At 72.1% G+C, this 17,367-nt stretch carries 15 protein-coding genes (1 of these 15 running past the window's edge); 7 read left to right on the plus strand and 8 right to left on the minus strand.

The genetic code is table 11. The features are described from left to right. Together ABL310_RS22890 and ABL310_RS22895 are read left to right on the plus strand one after the other, a co-directional pair. A protein-coding gene (locus ABL310_RS22890) for a M23 family metallopeptidase (RefSeq protein ID WP_349369300.1) crosses the window boundary here: on the plus strand, positions 1 to 1,525 show its 3' portion. 692 nt of this gene lie to the left of the window's left edge; 1,525 of the gene's 2,217 nt are visible here — the last part of the coding sequence; its start codon lies off the left edge, out of view; its stop codon occupies positions 1,523 to 1,525. A gap of 15 nt (positions 1,526 to 1,540) precedes the next feature. Then, the gene (locus ABL310_RS22895; protein WP_349369301.1) at positions 1,541 to 2,455 is read left to right on the plus strand and encodes an AEC family transporter; all 915 of its coding nucleotides are present in this window, start codon (positions 1,541 to 1,543) and stop codon (positions 2,453 to 2,455) included. A 10-nt stretch (positions 2,456 to 2,465) separates the two neighbouring features. On the opposite strand, the gene gluQRS is transcribed toward ABL310_RS22895, so the two are convergent. Beyond that, entirely contained in the window at positions 2,466 to 3,359 is an 894-nt protein-coding gene (gluQRS, locus tag ABL310_RS22900) for a tRNA glutamyl-Q(34) synthetase GluQRS (protein WP_349369302.1), read from the minus strand. A gap of 53 nt (positions 3,360 to 3,412) precedes the next feature. On the opposite strand from gluQRS, the gene ABL310_RS22905 reads away from it, so the two are divergent. Continuing rightward, complete coding sequence (locus ABL310_RS22905) at positions 3,413 to 4,042, plus strand: DNA-3-methyladenine glycosylase 2 family protein (RefSeq protein ID WP_349369303.1); 630 nt, start codon at positions 3,413 to 3,415, stop codon at positions 4,040 to 4,042. A 10-nt stretch (positions 4,043 to 4,052) separates the two neighbouring features. On the opposite strand, the gene lptB is transcribed toward ABL310_RS22905, so the two are convergent. The 5 genes from lptB to phaR all read right to left on the minus strand — a co-directional run bounded on the left by lptB (position 4,053) and on the right by phaR (position 8,005). Next, the gene (gene lptB, locus ABL310_RS22910) at positions 4,053 to 4,913 is read right to left on the minus strand and encodes an LPS export ABC transporter ATP-binding protein (protein ID WP_374730416.1); all 861 of its coding nucleotides are present in this window, start codon (positions 4,911 to 4,913) and stop codon (positions 4,053 to 4,055) included. A gap of 327 nt (positions 4,914 to 5,240) precedes the next feature. Further along, positions 5,241 to 5,792 (minus strand): LptA/OstA family protein, encoded by a 552-nt coding sequence (locus tag ABL310_RS22915; RefSeq protein ID WP_349369304.1) that lies wholly within the window; start codon positions 5,790 to 5,792, stop codon positions 5,241 to 5,243. Between the two features lie 38 nt (positions 5,793 to 5,830). Further along, complete coding sequence (gene lptC / locus ABL310_RS22920) at positions 5,831 to 6,523, minus strand: LPS export ABC transporter periplasmic protein LptC (RefSeq protein ID WP_349369305.1); 693 nt, start codon at positions 6,521 to 6,523, stop codon at positions 5,831 to 5,833. A 152-nt stretch (positions 6,524 to 6,675) separates the two neighbouring features. Further along, the gene (locus ABL310_RS22925; RefSeq protein ID WP_349369306.1) at positions 6,676 to 7,290 is read right to left on the minus strand and encodes a ribonuclease H-like domain-containing protein; all 615 of its coding nucleotides are present in this window, start codon (positions 7,288 to 7,290) and stop codon (positions 6,676 to 6,678) included. Between the two features lie 100 nt (positions 7,291 to 7,390). Beyond that, positions 7,391 to 8,005, minus strand: coding sequence for a polyhydroxyalkanoate synthesis repressor PhaR (gene phaR / locus ABL310_RS22930; RefSeq protein ID WP_349369307.1), 615 nt, complete (start codon positions 8,003 to 8,005; stop codon positions 7,391 to 7,393). A gap of 277 nt (positions 8,006 to 8,282) precedes the next feature. Here phaR and ABL310_RS22935 point away from each other — a divergent pair, with 277 nt between their 5' ends. Both ABL310_RS22935 and phbB read left to right on the plus strand, forming a co-directional pair. Continuing rightward, entirely contained in the window at positions 8,283 to 9,458 is a 1,176-nt protein-coding gene (locus ABL310_RS22935; protein WP_349369308.1) for an acetyl-CoA C-acetyltransferase, read from the plus strand. Positions 9,459 to 9,542: 84 nt separating this feature from the next. Then, on the plus strand, positions 9,543 to 10,268 hold the full coding sequence (phbB, locus tag ABL310_RS22940; protein WP_349369309.1) for an acetoacetyl-CoA reductase: 726 nt from the start codon (positions 9,543 to 9,545) through the stop codon (positions 10,266 to 10,268). A gap of 55 nt (positions 10,269 to 10,323) precedes the next feature. On the opposite strand, the gene ABL310_RS22945 is transcribed toward phbB, so the two are convergent. After that, positions 10,324 to 10,791, minus strand: coding sequence for an Lrp/AsnC family transcriptional regulator (locus tag ABL310_RS22945; protein WP_349369310.1), 468 nt, complete (start codon positions 10,789 to 10,791; stop codon positions 10,324 to 10,326). 151 nt (positions 10,792 to 10,942) lie between these two features. Here ABL310_RS22945 and ABL310_RS22950 point away from each other — a divergent pair, with 151 nt between their 5' ends. Further along, positions 10,943 to 14,401: an indolepyruvate ferredoxin oxidoreductase family protein gene (locus ABL310_RS22950; RefSeq protein ID WP_349369311.1), complete on the plus strand. Its 3,459-nt coding sequence runs from the start codon at positions 10,943 to 10,945 to the stop codon at positions 14,399 to 14,401. 43 nt (positions 14,402 to 14,444) lie between these two features. Here ABL310_RS22950 and ABL310_RS22955 read toward each other — a convergent pair whose 3' ends face one another. Beyond that, positions 14,445 to 16,226 carry a GMC family oxidoreductase N-terminal domain-containing protein gene (locus ABL310_RS22955; RefSeq protein WP_349369312.1) on the minus strand — a complete coding sequence of 594 codons (1,782 nt, stop codon included), beginning with the start codon at positions 16,224 to 16,226 and terminating at the stop codon, positions 14,445 to 14,447. On the opposite strand from ABL310_RS22955, the gene ABL310_RS22960 reads away from it, so the two are divergent. Then, a complete protein-coding gene (locus ABL310_RS22960; RefSeq protein ID WP_349369313.1) occupies positions 16,225 to 17,367 on the plus strand; it encodes an iron-containing alcohol dehydrogenase in 1,143 nt (380 codons plus the stop codon). The two genes, ABL310_RS22955 and ABL310_RS22960, sit on opposite strands and share 2 nt — an antisense overlap.

Genomic DNA, 17,367 nt, shown 5'->3' on the forward strand with positions numbered 1-17,367 from the left:
CCTCGCCGAGGACGGCGAGGAGGAGGCCGCCGCGGTCGCCGCCATGCCCGTCGAGCTCGAGCCGGAGGAGGCGGACGTCACGGTCCTGCGCCGACCGTTCGCCGAAGCGGCCCTCGGACCGGTCTCGCCGGCCCTTTCCGACGCGGACGCTCTCGCCCAGGTCCGCGAGGAGCGGCGAATCATGCTCGCAGCCGGGCAGCGCCGCGCCATCCCCCTGCCCGCCCAAGCCCTGCTCGGGCGCACCGTCAGCGGACCCGCGGCGGTGCCGGGGCTGTCCGCCTACGCCGCCATCGACGAGGCCGCCTTCGATTCGATCGAGGTGCGCGTCATCCCCGAGAACGTCTCGACCCTGCCCAAGCGCGACCCCGACGAGGCCGACGACGCGCTCGAGGAGGTCGCCCTCGCCCTCGGGCGCGAGGAGACCCTGCCGGATCTGCTGGCCGCGCAGGGCATCGCCGCCGAGGACGTGGCCGGCGCGGTCTCCGCGCTCGGCGGCGCGGAGCGCGTCGGAGCGCTGCCCGCGGGCCAGCCGCTGCGGCTCCTGGTCGAGCCGCCCGACCGCCCGGGCGACCCGCGCCGGCTCCTGCGCATCGTCCTCTACGGCGAGAACGGGGTCGAGGCCATCGCCGCCGTCGACGATGCGCACCGCTTCGTGGCGGTCGACGTGCCGCGCGAACCCGAGGCGCCCGAGACGGCCGTCGCCGAGGCGGAGGGCCAGGGCGGCGCACGGCTCTACGAGAGCCTGTTCGAGACCGGCGCCAAGCACGGCCTCTCGCGCGAGACCATCGAGGAACTGGTCCAGGTCTTCGCCTACGATCTCGACTTCCAGCGCCGCGTCCAGCCGGGCGACGCCATCGACGTGTTCTTCACCCGCCCCGAGCCGGACGCGCCCATCGAGATCCTCTCGGCCGCGCTGACCATCGGCGGGGAGACGAGCCGGGTCTTCCGCTTCCACTCGCCGGAGGACGGCACGGTCGCCTATTTCGACCCGGACGGCCGCTCGCTGAAGAAGTTCCTGATGCGCAAGCCCATCGCCGAGGGGCGGCTCACCTCCGGCTTCGGCATGCGCCGCCACCCGATCCTCAAATACGCGCGCCAGCACACCGGCGTCGACTGGGCGAACCGGATCGGCACGCCGATCTTCGCCGCCGGCGCCGGCACCGTCACGGTGGCGGGCTGGGAGGGCGGCTACGGAAGGCGCGTCGAGATCCAGCACGCCAACGGCTATCTCACCACCTACTCCCACATGTCGAAGTTCGGCACGGGGATCGAGCCGGGCGTGCGCGTGACGCAGGGCCAGGTGATCGGCTATGTCGGCAATTCCGGCCTCTCCACCGGCCCGCACCTGCACTACGAAGTGAAGGTCAACGGCCGCTTCGTCGATCCCCTGAAGATCCGCGTGCCGCGCTCGCGCGAGCTCGACGGGCGCGCGCTCGCCGACTTCGTGCGCCAGCGCGAGCAGGTCGAGGGCCTGCTGGATCGCGCCGGCGGGCCCGCGCGGCTCGCCCAGACGCTCCGCGACTGACCCGCAGCCGCCCGCATGCTCGACGCCCTGGCGATCGTCCTGCCGATCTTCGGGCTCGTGCTCGTCGGCTTCGCGGCCCGCAAGGGCGGGATCATCGACGACAAGGCCGGGGCGGGCCTCGCGCAGTTCGTCTTCTCCATCGCCCTGCCCTGCCTGATCCTGAGCACGCTCGCGCGGGGCGACCTGCCGCTCGCCGAGCCCTGGGGCTATTGGGCCTCCTATTTCGTGGCGCTCGGCCTCACCTGGCTCGTCGCCGGGCTGCTCGCCCGGCACGCCTTCGGCACGGTGGGCGTCGAGACGGTGGTCGCCGGCTTCTCGGCCGCGCAGTCGAACACGGTGCTGATCGGCGTGCCGCTGATCCTGGGCGCCTTCGGCGAGACGGCGGCCGTGCCGCTGTTCCTGCTCGTCGCGATCCACCTTCCGATCACCATGAGCGCGGCGACGCTGCTCGTGGAGGGCCGCGGCGCCTCGCTCGCGACGATCGCGCGCAAGCTCGCGACCCATCCGATCATCCTCGGCATCGCCGCCGGCGTGCTGATCCGGCCCGTGGCCGGAGAGCTGCCGGACCCGCTGTGGCGGATGCTCGACATGCTGGCCGCCTCCGCCGCGCCCTCGGCGCTCGTCGCCATGGGCATCGCCCTCGCCCGCTACGGGCTCGAGGCCGGCCTGCCGCTGCCCTCCGCCATCACCGCCTGCAAGCTCGCGCTGCACCCGCTCCTCGTCTGGGGTCTCGCGACCTTCGTCTTCCCCGTGCCGGAGGAGTGGGTGCCGATCGCGGTGATGTTCGCGGCCTGCCCGTCGGGCATCAACGCCTACCTCCTGGCGCAGACCTACAAGTCCGGCGTGGCGCTGGCGTCGAGCGCGGTGGCCCTGTCGACGGCGCTCGCGGTGGTGACCATGGCGGGGTGGCTGGCGCTGGTCGCGGGGTGATCGTGCCGTCTCAATCCGACGAGGGCGCCGCGCCCGCGAGGGCGGCGCGCACGTCCTGCGGCGACCATCCCGCCTCCCGCAGCTCGGCCAAGGGTCGCGAGCCGAGGCTCTTCGCGAGCTTCGCGCCCGCCTCGTCCCGGACGAGCCCGTGGTGGCGGTAGAGGGGCGTCGGCAGGCCGAGGAGGCGCTGGAGCAGGACGTGCAGGTCGGTCGCCGCCTCGAGGTCCCGGCCGCGCACCACGTGGGTGACGGCCTGCGCCGCGTCGTCGACGACGACGGCGAGGTGATAGGACGTCGGCGTCTCCTTGCGCACGAGCACGACGTCGCCCCAGCGGGCGGGGTCGGCCGAAACCGTCTCGGTCGCGTCGTCCTCGGCGAAACGCTGGTAGAGGTGGGGCCCGGGCGCGGCGGCGAGCGCTCGGCCGATGTCGAGACGCCAGGCGACGGGGCGGCCCTCCCGCGCCGCCTCCGCCAGGACGGCGTCCGGGTCGCGGCCGCGGCAGGTTCCCGGATAGAGCGGCGCGCCGTCGGGATCGCGCGGCCAGGGGCGGCCCGTCTCGGCCTCCCGCGCGGCGATGGCGGCGGCGATCTCCTTGCGCGAGCAGGCGCACGGATAGAGCAGCCCGCGGGCGCGCAGGCCGGCGGCGGCCGCCTCGTAGACGGGGAACCGCTCGGACTGGCGCACGGGATCGGGCTCGAAGGGCAGGCCGAGCCAGGCGAGATCGTCGACGAGCGCCGCCTCGAGCTCCGGGCGGCAGCGGGTCGTGTCGATGTCCTCGATGCGCAGCAGCAGACGCCCCCCGAAGCGCGCCGCGAGCCGTGCGTTCTCGAGCGCCGAGAAGGCGTGTCCGAGATGCAGGCGGCCGTTGGGGCTCGGCGCGAAGCGGAAGACGGGTTGCGTCACGGGGCTGGCTCGGCGATCAACGAGGCGGCGGTCTACGGAGGTACAGATAGGCGATGCACGCGCGTCTCGACAGCGAGGAGCGCCTGAAGACGGGGCTCGCGGCGCTGACCGCCCGCGATCCCGCCCTCGCGCGGGCGGTGGCGGAGGGCTCCGTACCGGCGCTGCGCAAGCGGCCGGAGGGGTTCGAGGGCCTCGCCTGGATCGTCATCGGGCAGCAGGTCTCGACGGCGAGCGCGGAGGCCATCAACAGGCGCTTCGCGGCGGCCTTCCCGGAGATGCGGGCCGAGCACGTGCGCGACGCCGACGAGGCGACGCTCCGGGCGGTGGGCCTGTCGGGCCCGAAGATCCGTACCCTCAGGGCCGTCGCCGCGGCGATCGTCTCGGGGGCGCTGCCGCTGGACGCCCTCGGCGCCATGCCGGCGGAGGAGGCGCACGCGGCGCTCGTCGCGGTGCACGGCATCGGGCCGTGGACGGCGGACATCTATCTCCTGTTCTGCCTCGGCCATGCCGACGCCTTCGCGGCCGGCGACCTCGCCCTGCAGGAGGGCGCGCGGCTCGTCTACGGGCTTCCCGAGCGACCGAGCGCCAAGGCGCTCACCGCGATGGCGGAGGCCTGGCGTCCCTGGCGCGGCGTCGCGGCGAAGGTGCTGTGGGCGCATTACCGCCGCGCGACCGGGCGCTGAACGGGGGGCGTCAGAGCCGGAAATCCTCGCCGAGATAGAGCTTGCGCACCTCGCGGTTCGCCACGATCTCGTCCGGCCGCCCTTCGGTGAGCACCCGCCCGGAATGGATGATGTAGGCGCGGTCGATCAGCCCGAGCGTCTCGCGCACATTGTGGTCGGTGATCAGCACGCCGATGCCGCGCTTCGTCAGGTGGCGCACCAGGTTCTGGATGTCGCCCACCGCGATCGGGTCGATGCCGGCGAAGGGCTCGTCGAGCAGCATGAAGGACGGGTCGGAGGCGAGCGCCCGCGCGATCTCGCAGCGCCGCCGCTCGCCGCCCGAGAGCGCGATCGAGGGCGACTTGCGCAGGCGGGCGATGTTGAACTCGTCGAGCAGCTCGTCGAGCTTCTCCTCGCGGCGCTTGCGGTTCGGCTCCACCACCTCGAGCACGGCGCGGATGTTGTCCTCGACGTTGAGCCCGCGGAAGATCGAGGCTTCCTGCGGCAGGTAGCCGATGCCGAGACGCGCGCGGCGATACATCGGCATGGCCGTCACGTCGTTGCCGTCGAGGCTGATCATGCCCCGATCGGCCGCGACGAGGCCGGTGATCATGTAGAAGATCGTGGTCTTGCCGGCGCCGTTGGGCCCGAGCAGGCCGACGGCCTCGCCGTTGCGGACCATGAGCCCGGCATCGTTGACGACCATGCGGCCGCGATAGGATTTCTGCAGGCCCTTGACCGCGAGCACGCCGGGGCCGCCGAGGATCGTGGACGGGAGCTCCGCGGGCGCCTCCCGCGAGCCGTCGAGGTCGTCCTCGGGGCTGCGGGCGAACAGGCCCTTGAACCGCGCGAGGAGCCCGGGGCGCGGCGGGGGCGGCGGCGCGGCGGGCACGGGCTCGTCGTCGAACACGCTCCAATCGGGGTCGGGGGCGCCGTGCGCAGGCGCGCCGGATGCGGCGTCTCCGTATCCGGGCTCCTCGTATCCGGGCTCCGCGTAGCCGTCCTCGTGGCGCCAGCCCTGCGCGTCGGCATAGCCGTCGTCGTAGGCCGCGCCGTCGCCCGGCCCGGGATCGACCCAGCCGGCCGGGTCCGCGTAGCCCGCATGGGACGCACGGTCCTCCGCCGGCTGCGCCGGCGCTGTCGCGTCCGGATTCGGTCGCCTCTGGTCCAAATCAGCCCCTCCGGTCCAAGCCGGCCCCTCCGCGCGCCCGCGACGGTCCTACTGCGCGCCACCCGGAACGAAAAGCCCGCGCACGCGCTGGGAGCCGCCGGACTCGATGTTCGCCACCCCGGCATCGACGTCGTAGACCAGCCGCTCGCCGCGCGTGACGTTCTGCCCCTGGCTGAGGGCGACGTCGCCCGTCAGCACCACCTGCCCCTGGCGGCGATCGTAGACGGCCTGCGCGCCGGTCGCCACCTGGTCCTGGGAGAGGATCGTGACCGGGCCGTCGCACTCGATTCGGTCGATCGCCTCGGCGCCCTCCGCCGGGCCTTGCCCGTCGTCGCCGCGCACGAAGAAGATCGTCAGCGTCGCGCAGCGCATGGTCGTGTCCCCCTGCACGGCGACGACGTTGCCGGCATAGACCGCGCGGTTCTCGCGCTCGAACACGTCGAGCCGGTCGGCGTCGATGCGGATGGGCTCCTCGGAGCCGGAGCCGAGGCCGGCGAAGGCGCCGCTGCGCTGCTCGGCGCCGGTCTGGGCGGCGAGGCCGCCCGCCGTCAGCGCGAGCGCGCCCGCCGCGAGGAGGATCGAACGAAGGAGAGGACGCAAGACGAAAGCCTCCGGTTGGCGATACGGGACGGCGGCGCTCATGGCCCGCCCCGGGATCCGCTGCGGCGCAGGTTGAACGTGCTGCGCACGCCCCCCGTGAAAGTGATCACTTCCCCGCCGTCCGACAAGGACAGGCCCTCGGCCTCGACCAGGCCGAAGTCGGTGCCGACCCGCACCGGGCGATCCGACACGACCGTCCCCGCCCCGAAATCGATCGTGGCGGTGGCGAGGTCGGCGGTGTAGCCCAGCGTCGAGGTGACGCGCACGTTCTCGTTCAGGACGAGGATCTCGGATTGCGTGTCGAAGCGCCCCTTCGCCGCCTCGACGCTGACGATGTTGCCGCGGTCGTCGGCGGTGACGCGCGCGCGCAGGTCGAGAAGGTCCACGAGATGCGGCTCGCGCACGTCCTGGGAGGCCTCGCTGGCGGTGACCTCGTAGGGCCGCGTGTCGTCCTGGAACCCCGACATGCGCGGGCTGTCCATCACGATGCGCGTACCGGAAACGTTGACGGGGCCGATGGACAGGCCGCCGACGGAGGCGAAAGGGTTGAACAGCGTGATCGCGACGACGAGCGCCACCGCGCCCACCGCGCCGACGGGGATCGCGATCTTCAAGAAGCGCACGCGGCGTGAATGGCGCAGGGCGCGCGCGTAGCTGCGCCGCCCGCGGTCGGACGGCGCGGGTCGGCGCGTGGCGATCGGCGCTCTCGCCTCTGCGTGGTCCGCGTGCACGCGCTCTCCTCCCCTGGAGGCCGGGCGCGGCCTCGAACGATCCGCGCCTCGTCGCCCGCGGCGGTGGCGAAGATGAGGCCGACCCGACGGGCGTTATGCCGCGCCGGCGCGCGGCCCGCAATCGCCCTGCGAAGCGACGCCGCGCCGGCCGCTCAGCTGTGAGCGAAGATGTCGGTCTCGGGCCAGCCCTGGAGATCGAGCCGGGCGCGGGTCGGCAGGAAATCGAAGCAGGCCTGCGCGAGGGCGACGCGGTCCTCGCGGGCGAGCCGCAGATCGAGCTGGTCCTTGAGCGCGTGCAGGTGCAGCACGTCGGAAGCGGCGTAGTCCACCTGCGCCTGGGTCAGCGTGTCCGCGCCCCAGTCCGAGCTCTGCTGCTGCTTCGAGAGCTCCTGCCCGAGGAGCTCGCGCACCAGGTCCTTGAGCCCGTGGCGATCCGTGTAGGTGCGCGTCAGCTTGGAGGCGATCTTGGTGCAGTAGACCGGCGTCGCGTCGACGCCGAGGGCGTGAAGGATCACGCCGAGGTCGAAGCGGGCGTAGTGGAAGATCTTGAGCACGCCGGGATCGCCCAGCACCGCCGCGAGCCGCTCCGGCCGCGGCCCGTCGCGCAGGATCTGCACGACGTCGGCGTCGCCGTCGCCGCGGGAGATCTGGACGACGCACAGCCGGTCGCGCAGGGGGTTGAGGCCCAGCGTCTCGGTATCCACCGCGATGGCGGGGCCGGGCTGGTAGTCGGCGGGCAGGTCCCCGCGGTGAAGCCGGACGGTCATCCTCGTCGTGCGCTCGTCTCGTTGCGATCGGGAGCGTCCGGTGTTCCACGCCGCGCGGCGGAATGTCAAATGGCGGGGCGAGCGCCCAGCCGGGCGCCGCTCACTCCTTGCCGGCGATCTCGCGCAGCTTCGCCTGCATCTCGGCCATCTGCGCCTTGAGCTGCTCGAGCTCGCGCGCGGCGTCGTCGCCCGCGGGCTCGCCGACGACGCCTTCCGGCTTGCCCTCGGCGTGCTTCTTCACCGCCTCGGCGCGCACGCCGGGGAAGGGCGAGAACATGCGCATGGCGTCGGAGAACAGGTTCATGTTGGCGCGCACCTGCTCGTCCATGGCCTGGAAGGCCTTGCCGCCGAAGGCGCTCGTCATCTGCTCGCGCAGCTTGGCCTGCTCGCGCAGGAAGCTGTCCATCGAGAATTCGAGATAGGTCGGCACCATGGCCTGCATGGAATCGCCGTAGAGCCGGATCAGCTGGCGCAGGAAGGCGACGGGCAGGAGGTTCTGCGCGCCTTCCTTGTTCTCCTGCTCGAAGATGATCTGCGTCAGCACCGTGCGGGTGATGTCCTCGCCCGTCTTGGCGTCGGTCACCTGGAAGTCCTCGCCGGCCTTCACCATGGCGCCGAGATCCTCGAGCGTCACGTAGGTGGACGTGCCCGTGTGGTACAGACGCCGGTTGGCGTACTTCTTGATGACCGTCGGCTGCTTCTCGTCGCTGGCCATGGCGCCCTCGTCACTCGACTGACCGTTTCCCGCGCGGGTCTCGTCAATTGGTCTGGTGTCCCCGCACGCGGCGTCTCCCCTGAGGGGACCTTAGAAGCTTCGCGCCGCCTCCGAAACAGCTATTTTGCGCCGCGGCGGAACGGTGCGTGCGTTGCGGCGCGGGGCGGGACGTGCGTGCTTGCACGGCCTTGACTGGAGCGCGCGCTCCGTTTTGATCGATCCCAAACCAGGCGTCGGCGACCTTCGCCCGACGCTCGAACCGACAGGAAGGATCGCCATGGCCACCGACATCGTCATCGTTTCCGCCGCGCGCACGCCCGTGGGAGCCTTCAACGGCGCCTTCGCGATGGTGCCCGCCCACGAGCTCGGCGCGACCGCCGTGAAGGGCGCGCTCGAGCGCGCCAAGGTCGAGGGCGGCGAGGTGGACGAGGTCATCCTCGGCCAGATCCTCTCCGCCGGCGAGGGCCAGAACCCGGCCCGCCAGGCCGCGATGAAGGCCGGCGTGCCCGAGGGCGCGACCGCCTTCGGCCTCAACCAGCTCTGCGGCTCGGGCCTGCGGGCGGTGGCGCTCGGCATGCAGCAGATCGCCACCGGCGACGCCAAGATCGTCGTCGCCGGCGGCCAGGAGAGCATGTCGATGGCGCCCCACGCCGCCCACATGCGCGCGGGCACCAAGATGGGCGAGCTCAAGCTCGTCGACACGATGCTCAAGGACGGCCTGATGGACGCGTTCCACGGCTACCACATGGGCAACACCGCCGAGAACGTCGCCTCGCGCTGGCAGCTCACCCGCGAGGAGCAGGATCAGTTCGCCGTCGCCTCGCAGAACAAGGCCGAGGCGGCGCAGAAGGCCGGGCGCTTCAAGGACGAGATCGTCCCCTACGTGGTGAAGACCCGCAAGGGCGACGTCGTGGTCGAGAACGACGAGTATCCCCGCCACGGCACCACGATGGACGCGGTCGGCAAGCTCAAGCCCGCCTTCTCCAAGGAGGGCACGGTCACCGCCGGCAACGCGTCCGGCATCAACGACGGCGCCGCGGCCCTCGTGCTGATGTCCGCCGACGAGGCCGCGCGCCGCGGGCTCACCCCGCTCGCGCGCATCGCCTCCTGGGCGACGTCGGGCGTCGATCCGGCGATCATGGGCACGGGCCCGATCCCGTCCTCGCGCAAGGCGCTGGAGCGGGCCGGCTGGAAGGTGCAGGACCTCGAGCTCGTGGAGGCCAACGAGGCCTTCGCCGCCCAGGCGCTCGCGGTCAACAAGGACATGGGCTGGGACCCGCAGATCGTGAACGTCAACGGCGGCGCCATCGCCATCGGCCACCCGGTGGGCGCCTCCGGCGCGCGCGTGCTCACCACGCTGCTCTTCGAGATGGGCAAGCGCGATGCGAAGAAGGGCCTCGCCACGCTCTGCATCGGCGGCGGCATGGGCATCGCCATGTGCCTGGAGCGCTGAGCGGCGCACGGACGACACGGGCCGGGCGCGCATGGGAGGCGTGTCCGGCGCCATTCGAGAAGACCTGTCCAGAGAGGAAACGCCATGTCACGCGTCGCAGTGGTCACCGGGGGCACCCGCGGCATCGGAGCCGCGATCTCGAAGGGATTGAAGGAGGCCGGCTACACGGTGGCCGCCACCTATGCCGGCAACGACGAGAAGGCCAACGCCTTCAAGGCCGAGACGGGCATCGCCGTCTTCAAGTTCGACGTGGGCGACGCCGCCGCCTGCGAGGCCGGCATGAAGCAGATCGAGGCCGAGGTCGGCCCGGTGGAGGTGCTGGTCAACAACGCGGGCATCACCCGCGACCGCATGTTCCACAAGATGAGCTACGAGCAATGGTCGGACGTGATCCGCACCAACCTCGATTCGATGTTCACCGTCACCCGCCCGGTGATCGAGGGCATGCAGGCGCGCAAGTTCGGGCGCATCATCATCATCTCGTCGGTCAACGGCCAGAAGGGCCAGATGGGCCAGTCGAACTACTCGGCCGCCAAGGCCGGCGTGATCGGCTTCGCCAAGGCGCTGGCGCAGGAGAACGCCGCGAAGGGCATCACCGTCAACGTGGTCGCGCCGGGCTATATCGGCACCGAGATGGTGATGGCGGTGCCCAAGGACGTGCTCGACTCGAAGATCATCCCGCAGATCCCCGTCGGCCGCCTCGGCGAAGCCGAGGAGATCGCGCGCTGCGTCGCCTTCCTCGCCTCCGACGACGCCGGCTTCATCACCGGCTCGACGCTCTCGGCGAACGGCGGCCAATACATGGCCTGAGCGGACGAGGGCGGCGGCGGCTCGCGGCTGCCGCCGCCCTCTCCGGAACCCGGCCTCACAGCGGCAGGTCGGGCGTGTGCTTGATCTCCTTGAGCACGAGGTTGGTCCGCGCGCTCTTCACCGCCGAGAGGCGGAACAGGAAGCGCTCCAGGAAATCGTTGTAGGCGTCGAGATCGGCGCACAGAACGCGCAGGTGGTAGTCCGCCTCGCCCGTCGTCGCGAAGCAGTCGAGCACTTCCGGCCGGCGCTCGATGGCGCGCACGAATTCCTCGACGAGCCGCTCCTCGTGGCGGGCGAGCTGGACGTGCACCACGGCGTGGAAGCGAAAGCCGCAGGCGTCCGGGTCGAGCAGCGCGGCATAGCGCCGGATGGCGCCCTCGCTCTCCAGCGCCTTCACCCGCCGCCAGCAGGCGGAGGTCGACATCGCCGCGGCGTCCGCGAGCTCCTGGTTCGAGATGCGCCCGTTCTCCTGGAGGAGACGCAGCAGGGTGCGGTCTTGGGCATCGAGGGGCTGGTCCGGCATGGCGGCTCTCGCGTGAAAAGACGTTTCGAGCATAGCGCCCTCCCTGAAAGACGCTACCAGGATCGCCTTTCCTGAAGGGCATTCTGGACACTTCTACCACGCCGCCGAGGGTATCCTGAAAGCTAGAGGATCTCTCCCGAGGAGGCGTCCCATGACGTTCCATCCCGCCCGTCTCGCCGAGTACCGGCTCGCCGACCGCTACACGCTGCCGGAGGGCCGCGTCTTCCTCACCGGCACGCAGGCGCTGGTGCGCGTCCTGTTCGACCAGGCCCGCCGCGACCGCGAAGCCGGGCTGCGGACCGGCGGCTTCGTCTCGGGCTATCGCGGCTCGCCGCTCGGCGGGCTCGATCTCGAGCTGTGGAAGTCGAAGGAGCGGCTCGCCTCGGACCGGATCGAGTTCCTTCCCGCCGTCAACGAGGACCTCGCCGCCACCGCCGTGCTCGGCTCGCAGCAGGTGGAGACGAGCCCCAACGCCGAGGTCGATGGCGTCTTCGCGATGTGGTACGGCAAGGGCCCCGGCGTCGACCGCGCCGGCGACGCGCTCAAGCACGGCAACGCCTACGGCTCCTCGCCCCGCGGCGGCGTGCTCGTGGTGGCCGGCGACGACCACGGCTGCGTCTCCTCCTCGATGCCCCACCAGTCCGACGTCGCCTTCATGGCCTGGTTCATGCCGACCCTGAACCCGGCGAGCGTGGCCGAGTATCTGAGCTTCGGCGAATGGGGCTACGCGCTCTCGCGCTATTCCGGCATGTGGGTGGGCTTCAAGGCGGTCTCCGAGACGGTGGAGAGCGGCCAGTCCGTCGAGATCCCGCCCGACCGCCGCTTCGTCATCCCCGAGTTCCGCGTGCCCCCCGGCGGCCTGCACTATCGCTGGCCGGACCTGCCGGGACCGCAGATCGAGGAGCGCATGGAGGCGAAGAAGCACGCCGTCTGGGCCTTCGCCGACGCGAACCCGATCGACCGCGCGCTCTACGGTGTCCGCGACGCGCGATACGGCTTCGTCTCCACCGGCAAGGGCCATCTCGACCTGATGGAGGCGCTGCGCCTTCTCGGCCTCGACGAGGCGGAGTGCCGGCGGCTCGGCATCGACGTCTACAAGGTCGGCATGGTCTGGCCGCTGGCCAAGCGCGGCGCGCTCGACTTCGTGCGCGGCAAGCAGGAGGTCCTCGTCGTCGAGGAGAAGCGCGGCATCGTCGAGAGCCAGCTCAAGGAATATTTCTACGATTATCCGGGCGACAAGCCGCATCGGATGGTCGGCAAGCGCGACGAGAACGAGGACCGCCTCGTGCCCTGGACGGGCGAGCTCTCGCCGCGCCTCCTCGTCCCGCTGATCGCCAAGCGGCTCGACCGCATCTTCGAGGGCCGGAACTTCTCCGCCCGCGCGGCGGCGATCCTGGAGAGCACCGGTCCCGCCCTCGCCGTGCCGGGCGCAACGCGCACGCCCTATTTCTGCTCCGGCTGCCCGCACAACACCTCGACCAAGGTGCCCGAGGGCAGCCAGGCCATGGCCGGCATCGGCTGCCATTTCATGGCGAGCTGGATGGACCGGCAGACCACCTCGCTGATCCAGATGGGCGGCGAGGGCGTCAACTGGGCGGCCTCCTCGCGCTTCACCGGCCGCCGCCACGTCTTCCAGAACCTCGGCGAGGGCACCTGGTATCATTCCGGCTCGATGGCGATCCGCCAGGCGATCGCGGCGGGCGCGAACATCACCTACAAGATCCTCTACAACGACGCCGTCGCCATGACCGGCGGCCAGCCCGTCGACGGGCCGGTGAGCGTGCAGGCCATCGCCCACATCACCCGCGCCGAGGGCGTCGCGCGCATCGCGCTCGTCTCGGACGATCCCGGAAAGTTCGACCTCGCCGACTTGCCCAAGGGCGTGACGCTGCATCACCGCCGCGCGCTCGACGCCGTGCAGCGGGAGCTGCGCGAGGTCCCCGGCGTCTCGGTGCTGATCTACGAGCAGACCTGCGCCACCGAGAAGCGCCGGCGGCGCAAGCGCGGCACGATGGAGGACCCCAAGACCTTCGCCGTGATCAACGAGCTCGTCTGCGAGGGCTGCGGGGACTGCTCGGTCGCCTCCAACTGCCTCAGCGTCGAGCCGGTGGAGACGGAGTTCGGCCGCAAGCGCCGGATCAATCTCTCCACCTGCAACAAGGACTTCTCCTGCCTCGACGGCTTCTGCCCGAGCTTCGTCACGGTGGAGGGCGCGACGCGGCGCAAGTCCGGCGGCGCGGGCCTCGACGCCGAGCGCCTGGCGGCCGACCTCCCCGCCCCTGCGCTCCCGGCGCTCGAGACGCCCTTCGACCTCCTGGTGACGGGGGTCGGCGGCACCGGCGTCGTCACGGTTGGCGCGCTGATCACCATGGCCGCGCATCTCGAGGGCCGGGGCGCGAGCGTGCTCGACTTCACCGGCTTCGCCCAGAAGTTCGGGCCGGTGCTCAGCTACATCCGGCTGGCGGAGACCCCCGCCGCCATCAACCAGGTGCGCATCGACGAGGCCTCCGCCGACGCCGTGATCGGCTGCGACGTGGTGGTCTCCTCCTCCGCCAAGGCCTCGACCCGCTACCGGCCGGGCACGAAGGTCGTGCTCAACCGCGCCGAGATGCCCACCGGCGACATCGTGCGCATCCGCGACGCCAGCCTGAAGGTCGACGCCCGCGAGGCGGCGGTGGCCGAGGTCGTGGGCGCGGACAACGTCTCCGCCTTCGACGCGAACCAGGCGGCGGAGGCGCTTCTCGGCGACAGCGTCTACGCCAACGTGATGATGCTCGGCTTCGCCTGGCAGAAGGGCCTCGTGCCGGTGTCCTTCGAGGCGCTGTCGCAGGCGATCGAGCTCAACGGCGTCGCGCAGGCGCGGAACCGCGCGGCCTTCGCGCTCGGCCGGGTGATGGCGGAGCGGCCGGAGGCGCTCGACGGGCTGCTGCGGCCGACCGAGGCGAAGAAGGGCCCGGAATCGGCCGACGACCTGATCGCGCGCCGCGCCGCCTTCCTGGCCGAATACCAGGACGCGGCCTACGCCGACCGCTACCGCGCCCGGCTCGAGGCCCTGCGCGCCCGCCTGCCGAAGGAGCGCGAGGAGACGCTGCTCGCCGCGGCGGCGCGCGCGCTGTTCAAGCTGATGGCCTACAAGGACGAGTACGAGGTCGCCCGCCTGCACACGCAGACCGGCTTCGACACGAAGCTCCGGGAGACCTTCGAGGGCGACTTCACGGTGAAGCACCATCTCGCCCCGCCGCTCCTGCCCGCGGGCAAGGACGCGCGCGGGCGCCCGCTCAAGCGCGCCTTCGGCCCGTGGATCCGCGTGCCCTTCGCCGCGCTCGCCCGCATGAAGCGCCTGCGCGGCACGCCGCTCGACCTCTTCGGCTACACCGCCGAGCGGCGCATGGAGCGGGGCCTCATCGCCTGGTACGAGGGCCTCCTCGCCCGCTGCGCCGAGACGCTGGATGCGGGCAACGCCGCGGAGTGGGAGGCGATCCTCGCCGCCCCGATGGACATCCGCGGTTTCGGCCCGGTGAAGGAGGAGGCGGTCGCAAAGATCCGCGCCGACGTGGACCGGCGGCTGGCGGCCCTGGAGCGCGGGGAGGGGCGGGCCCGGGCGGCGTGACGCGGCGGCGAACGCCCCCGCTCACGCAGCGACGGCGCCGAACTCACCCGCGCCGCGCCTCCAGGATCATCGCCGACGCCTTCTCCGCGATCATGATCGTCGGCGAGTTGGTGTTGCCCGAGGTGATGGTCGGCATCACCGAGGCGTCGACGACGCGCAGGCCCTCGATCCCACGCACGCGCAGGCGCGCGTCGACGACCGCCATCGGGTCGGCGTCGACGCCCATCTTCGCCGTGCCGACCGGGTGGAAGATGGTGGTGCCGATGTCGCCGGCCGCCTGGGCCAGGTTCTCGTCGCCCTCGAAATCGGGGCCCGGCCGGTATTCCTGCGGCCGGAAGCGGGCGAGCGGAGGCTCCGTGACGATCTTGCGGGTGAGACGGATGGCGTCCGCCGCCACGCGGCGATCCTCGTCGGTGGAGAGATAGTTCGGCTGGATCGCCGGCGGCGTGCGCGGATCCGGGCTGCGCGCATGGATCGTGCCGCGGCTCGTCGGGCGCAGGTTGCAGACGCTCGCCGTGAAGGCGGGGAAGGGGTGCGGCTCCTCGCCGAACTTGTCGAGGGAGAGCGGCTGGAAGTGGAATTGCAGGTTGGGCGTCTCGTAGTCGGGCGAGGACCGGGCGAAGGCGCCGAGCTGCGAGGGCGCCATGGTCAGCGGCCCACGGCGGAAAAGCGCGTATTCGAGCCCCATCCAGGCCTTGCGCCAGAGCTTGCGGTAGTCCTCGTTGAGGGTGCGCACGCCCTCGACCTTGTAGATCGGCCGCAGCTGCAGATGGTCCTGCAGGTTCTCGCCGACGCCGGGCAGATGATGCCGCGTCTCGATGCCGAGCGCCTGCAGGCGCGCGCCGTCGCCGACGCCGGAGAGCTCCAGGATGTGGGGCGAGTTCACCGCGCCGGCGCAGAGGATCACCTCGCCGGCGGCGCGCGCCAGCTTCGTCTCGCCGCCCTGGGTGAAGACGACGCCCGTCGCCCGCCCGCCTTCGACCGCGACGCGCTCGACGTGGATGCCGGTCTCGAGCCGCAGGTTGGGGCGCGACAATGCCGGCTTCAGGAAGCCGCGGGCCGACGACCAGCGCCGGCCGCCCTTCTGGTTGACCTGGAAATAGCCCACTCCGGCATTGTCGCCGCGGTTGAAGTCGTCCGTCGCCGGGATGCCTGCGGCGACGCAGGCGTCGATCACGGCGTCGAGCAGCGTCCAGCGCACCCGCGGATAGTCGACGCGCCATTCCCCGCCGCCCGCGTGATGAGCGTCCGGCCGCGCGTGGTCCTGGTGCTGCAGGAAGACGGGCTTCACGTCCTCCCAGCCCCAGCCCTCGAGGCCCATCTGGCGCCAGCGGTCGTAGTCCTGCGCCTGGCCACGCATGTAGATCATCGCGTTGATGGCGGACGAGCCGCCGATCACCTTGCCGCGCGGATAGCTGAGCTGCCGGCCGTTGAGGCCGGGCACGGGCTCGGTCTTGAGCATCCAGTCGGCGCGGGGATTGCCGATGGCGTAGAGATAGCCCACCGGGATGTGGAACCAGATCCAGTCGTCCTTGCCGCCGGCCTCGAGCAGCAGCACGCGGACCGACGGGTCCCGCGAGAGCCGGTTGGCGACGACGCAGCCGGCCGAGCCCGCGCCGACGACGATGTAATCGAAAGTCCCGAAATCCTGCACGGCGACGCTCTCGTCCTCACCCCGTTCGTGCGCCGATCCTAGCGTCTCGCGCACGGCGTGGCGATGCGCATGTGCGCAAGCGCCGCGCGGCGGCGCGCCCGGGCGCCCCGCGCTCTTGCGCGCCCGCCCGCCCCGCGGCAGGCTCGCGCGGCGCACGAGGAGGCCCCGCATGACCCCGTTCACCTTCGCCACCACGCCGTCGATCGTTTTCGGAGCGGGCGCCGCGCAGCGGATCGGGACGCTCGGCGCCGAGCGGCTCGGCCCGCGCGTGCTGGTGGTCACCGATGCGGGCCTGGTGCGGGCGGGCCTCGTCGCCCCCGCCCTCGCCGCGCTCGAGGCGGCCGGCATCGCCGTGGCCACCTTCGCGGACGTGGTGGCCGATCCGCCGGAGAGCGTCGTCGCGGCCGCCATCGCCGCGGCGCGGGCGCACGGCGCGACCGGGATCGTCGGGCTCGGCGGCGGCTCCTCGCTCGACGTGGCGAAGCTGGTCGCGCTGATCGCCGGCTCGGGCGAGCGGCTCGCCGACGCCTACGGGGTGGGCAACGCCAGGGGCCCGCGCCTGCCGCTCATGCTCGCGCCGACCACCGCCGGGACAGGCTCCGAGGTGACGCCGATCTCCATCGTCACCACCGGCGCGCACACCAAGATGGGCGTCGTCTCCCCCGTCCTCCTGCCGGACGTGGCGCTCCTCGACCCCGACCTGACGCTGGGCCTCCCCGCCCCGGTCACCGCCGCGACGGGCGTCGACGCCATGGTCCACGCCATCGAGGCCTACACCTCGGCGTCCGCCAACGCCAACCCGGTCTCGAAGGCGCTCGCCCGCGAGGCGTTGCGCCTGCTCGGCGGGGCGATCGAGACCGCCTGCCGCAACGGCGCCGACCGGGAGGCCCGCGGCGCGATGCTGCTCGGCTCGATGCTGGCGGGACAGGCCTTCGCCAATTCCCCCGTCGCCGCCGTGCACGCGCTCGCCTATCCGCTGGGGGGCCATTTCGGCATCCCGCACGGGCTCTCGAACGCCCTCGTCCTCACGCACGTGATGCGCTTCAACCTCCCCGCCGCCGCGGGGGCCTATGCCGAGCTCGGCCCTTGCGCCTTCCCCGACTGCCCGCCCGACGCGGACGCCTTCATCGCCCGGCTGGACGCCCTCTCCGCCGCGATCGGCCTCGCGCCCCGCCTGCGCGACGTCGGCGTCCCGGAAGACGCGCTCGACCTCCTGGCCGACGACGCGATGGGGCAGACGCGGCTTCTGGTGAACAACCCGCGGGAGGTGACCCGGGCGGACGCGTGGGGGATCTACCGGGCGGCGTGGTGA

The organism is Salinarimonas sp. (genome assembly GCF_040111675.1).
Taxonomy (GTDB): domain Bacteria; phylum Pseudomonadota; class Alphaproteobacteria; order Rhizobiales; family Beijerinckiaceae; genus Salinarimonas.

Bases quoted from the DNA above. Each gene is read 5' to 3' on its own strand.
- ABL310_RS22895 (WP_349369301.1), top strand. From the start codon at position 1,541: ATGCTCGACGCCCTGGCGATCGTCCTGCCGATCTTCGGGCTCGTGCTC.
- ABL310_RS22905 (WP_349369303.1), top strand. From the start codon at position 3,413: ATGCACGCGCGTCTCGACAGCGAGGAGCGCCTGAAGACGGGGCTCGCG.
- ABL310_RS22925 (WP_349369306.1), bottom strand. From the start codon at position 7,290: ATGACCGTCCGGCTTCACCGCGGGGACCTGCCCGCCGACTACCAGCCC.
- phaR (WP_349369307.1), bottom strand. From the start codon at position 8,005: ATGGCCAGCGACGAGAAGCAGCCGACGGTCATCAAGAAGTACGCCAAC.
- ABL310_RS22935 (WP_349369308.1), top strand. From the start codon at position 8,283: ATGGCCACCGACATCGTCATCGTTTCCGCCGCGCGCACGCCCGTGGGA.
- phbB (WP_349369309.1), top strand. From the start codon at position 9,543: ATGTCACGCGTCGCAGTGGTCACCGGGGGCACCCGCGGCATCGGAGCC.
- ABL310_RS22945 (WP_349369310.1), bottom strand. From the start codon at position 10,791: ATGCCGGACCAGCCCCTCGATGCCCAAGACCGCACCCTGCTGCGTCTC.
- ABL310_RS22950 (WP_349369311.1), top strand. From the start codon at position 10,943: ATGACGTTCCATCCCGCCCGTCTCGCCGAGTACCGGCTCGCCGACCGC.
- ABL310_RS22960 (WP_349369313.1), top strand. From the start codon at position 16,225: ATGACCCCGTTCACCTTCGCCACCACGCCGTCGATCGTTTTCGGAGCG.
- ABL310_RS22955 (WP_349369312.1), bottom strand. From the start codon at position 16,226: ATGCGGGGCCTCCTCGTGCGCCGCGCGAGCCTGCCGCGGGGCGGGCGG.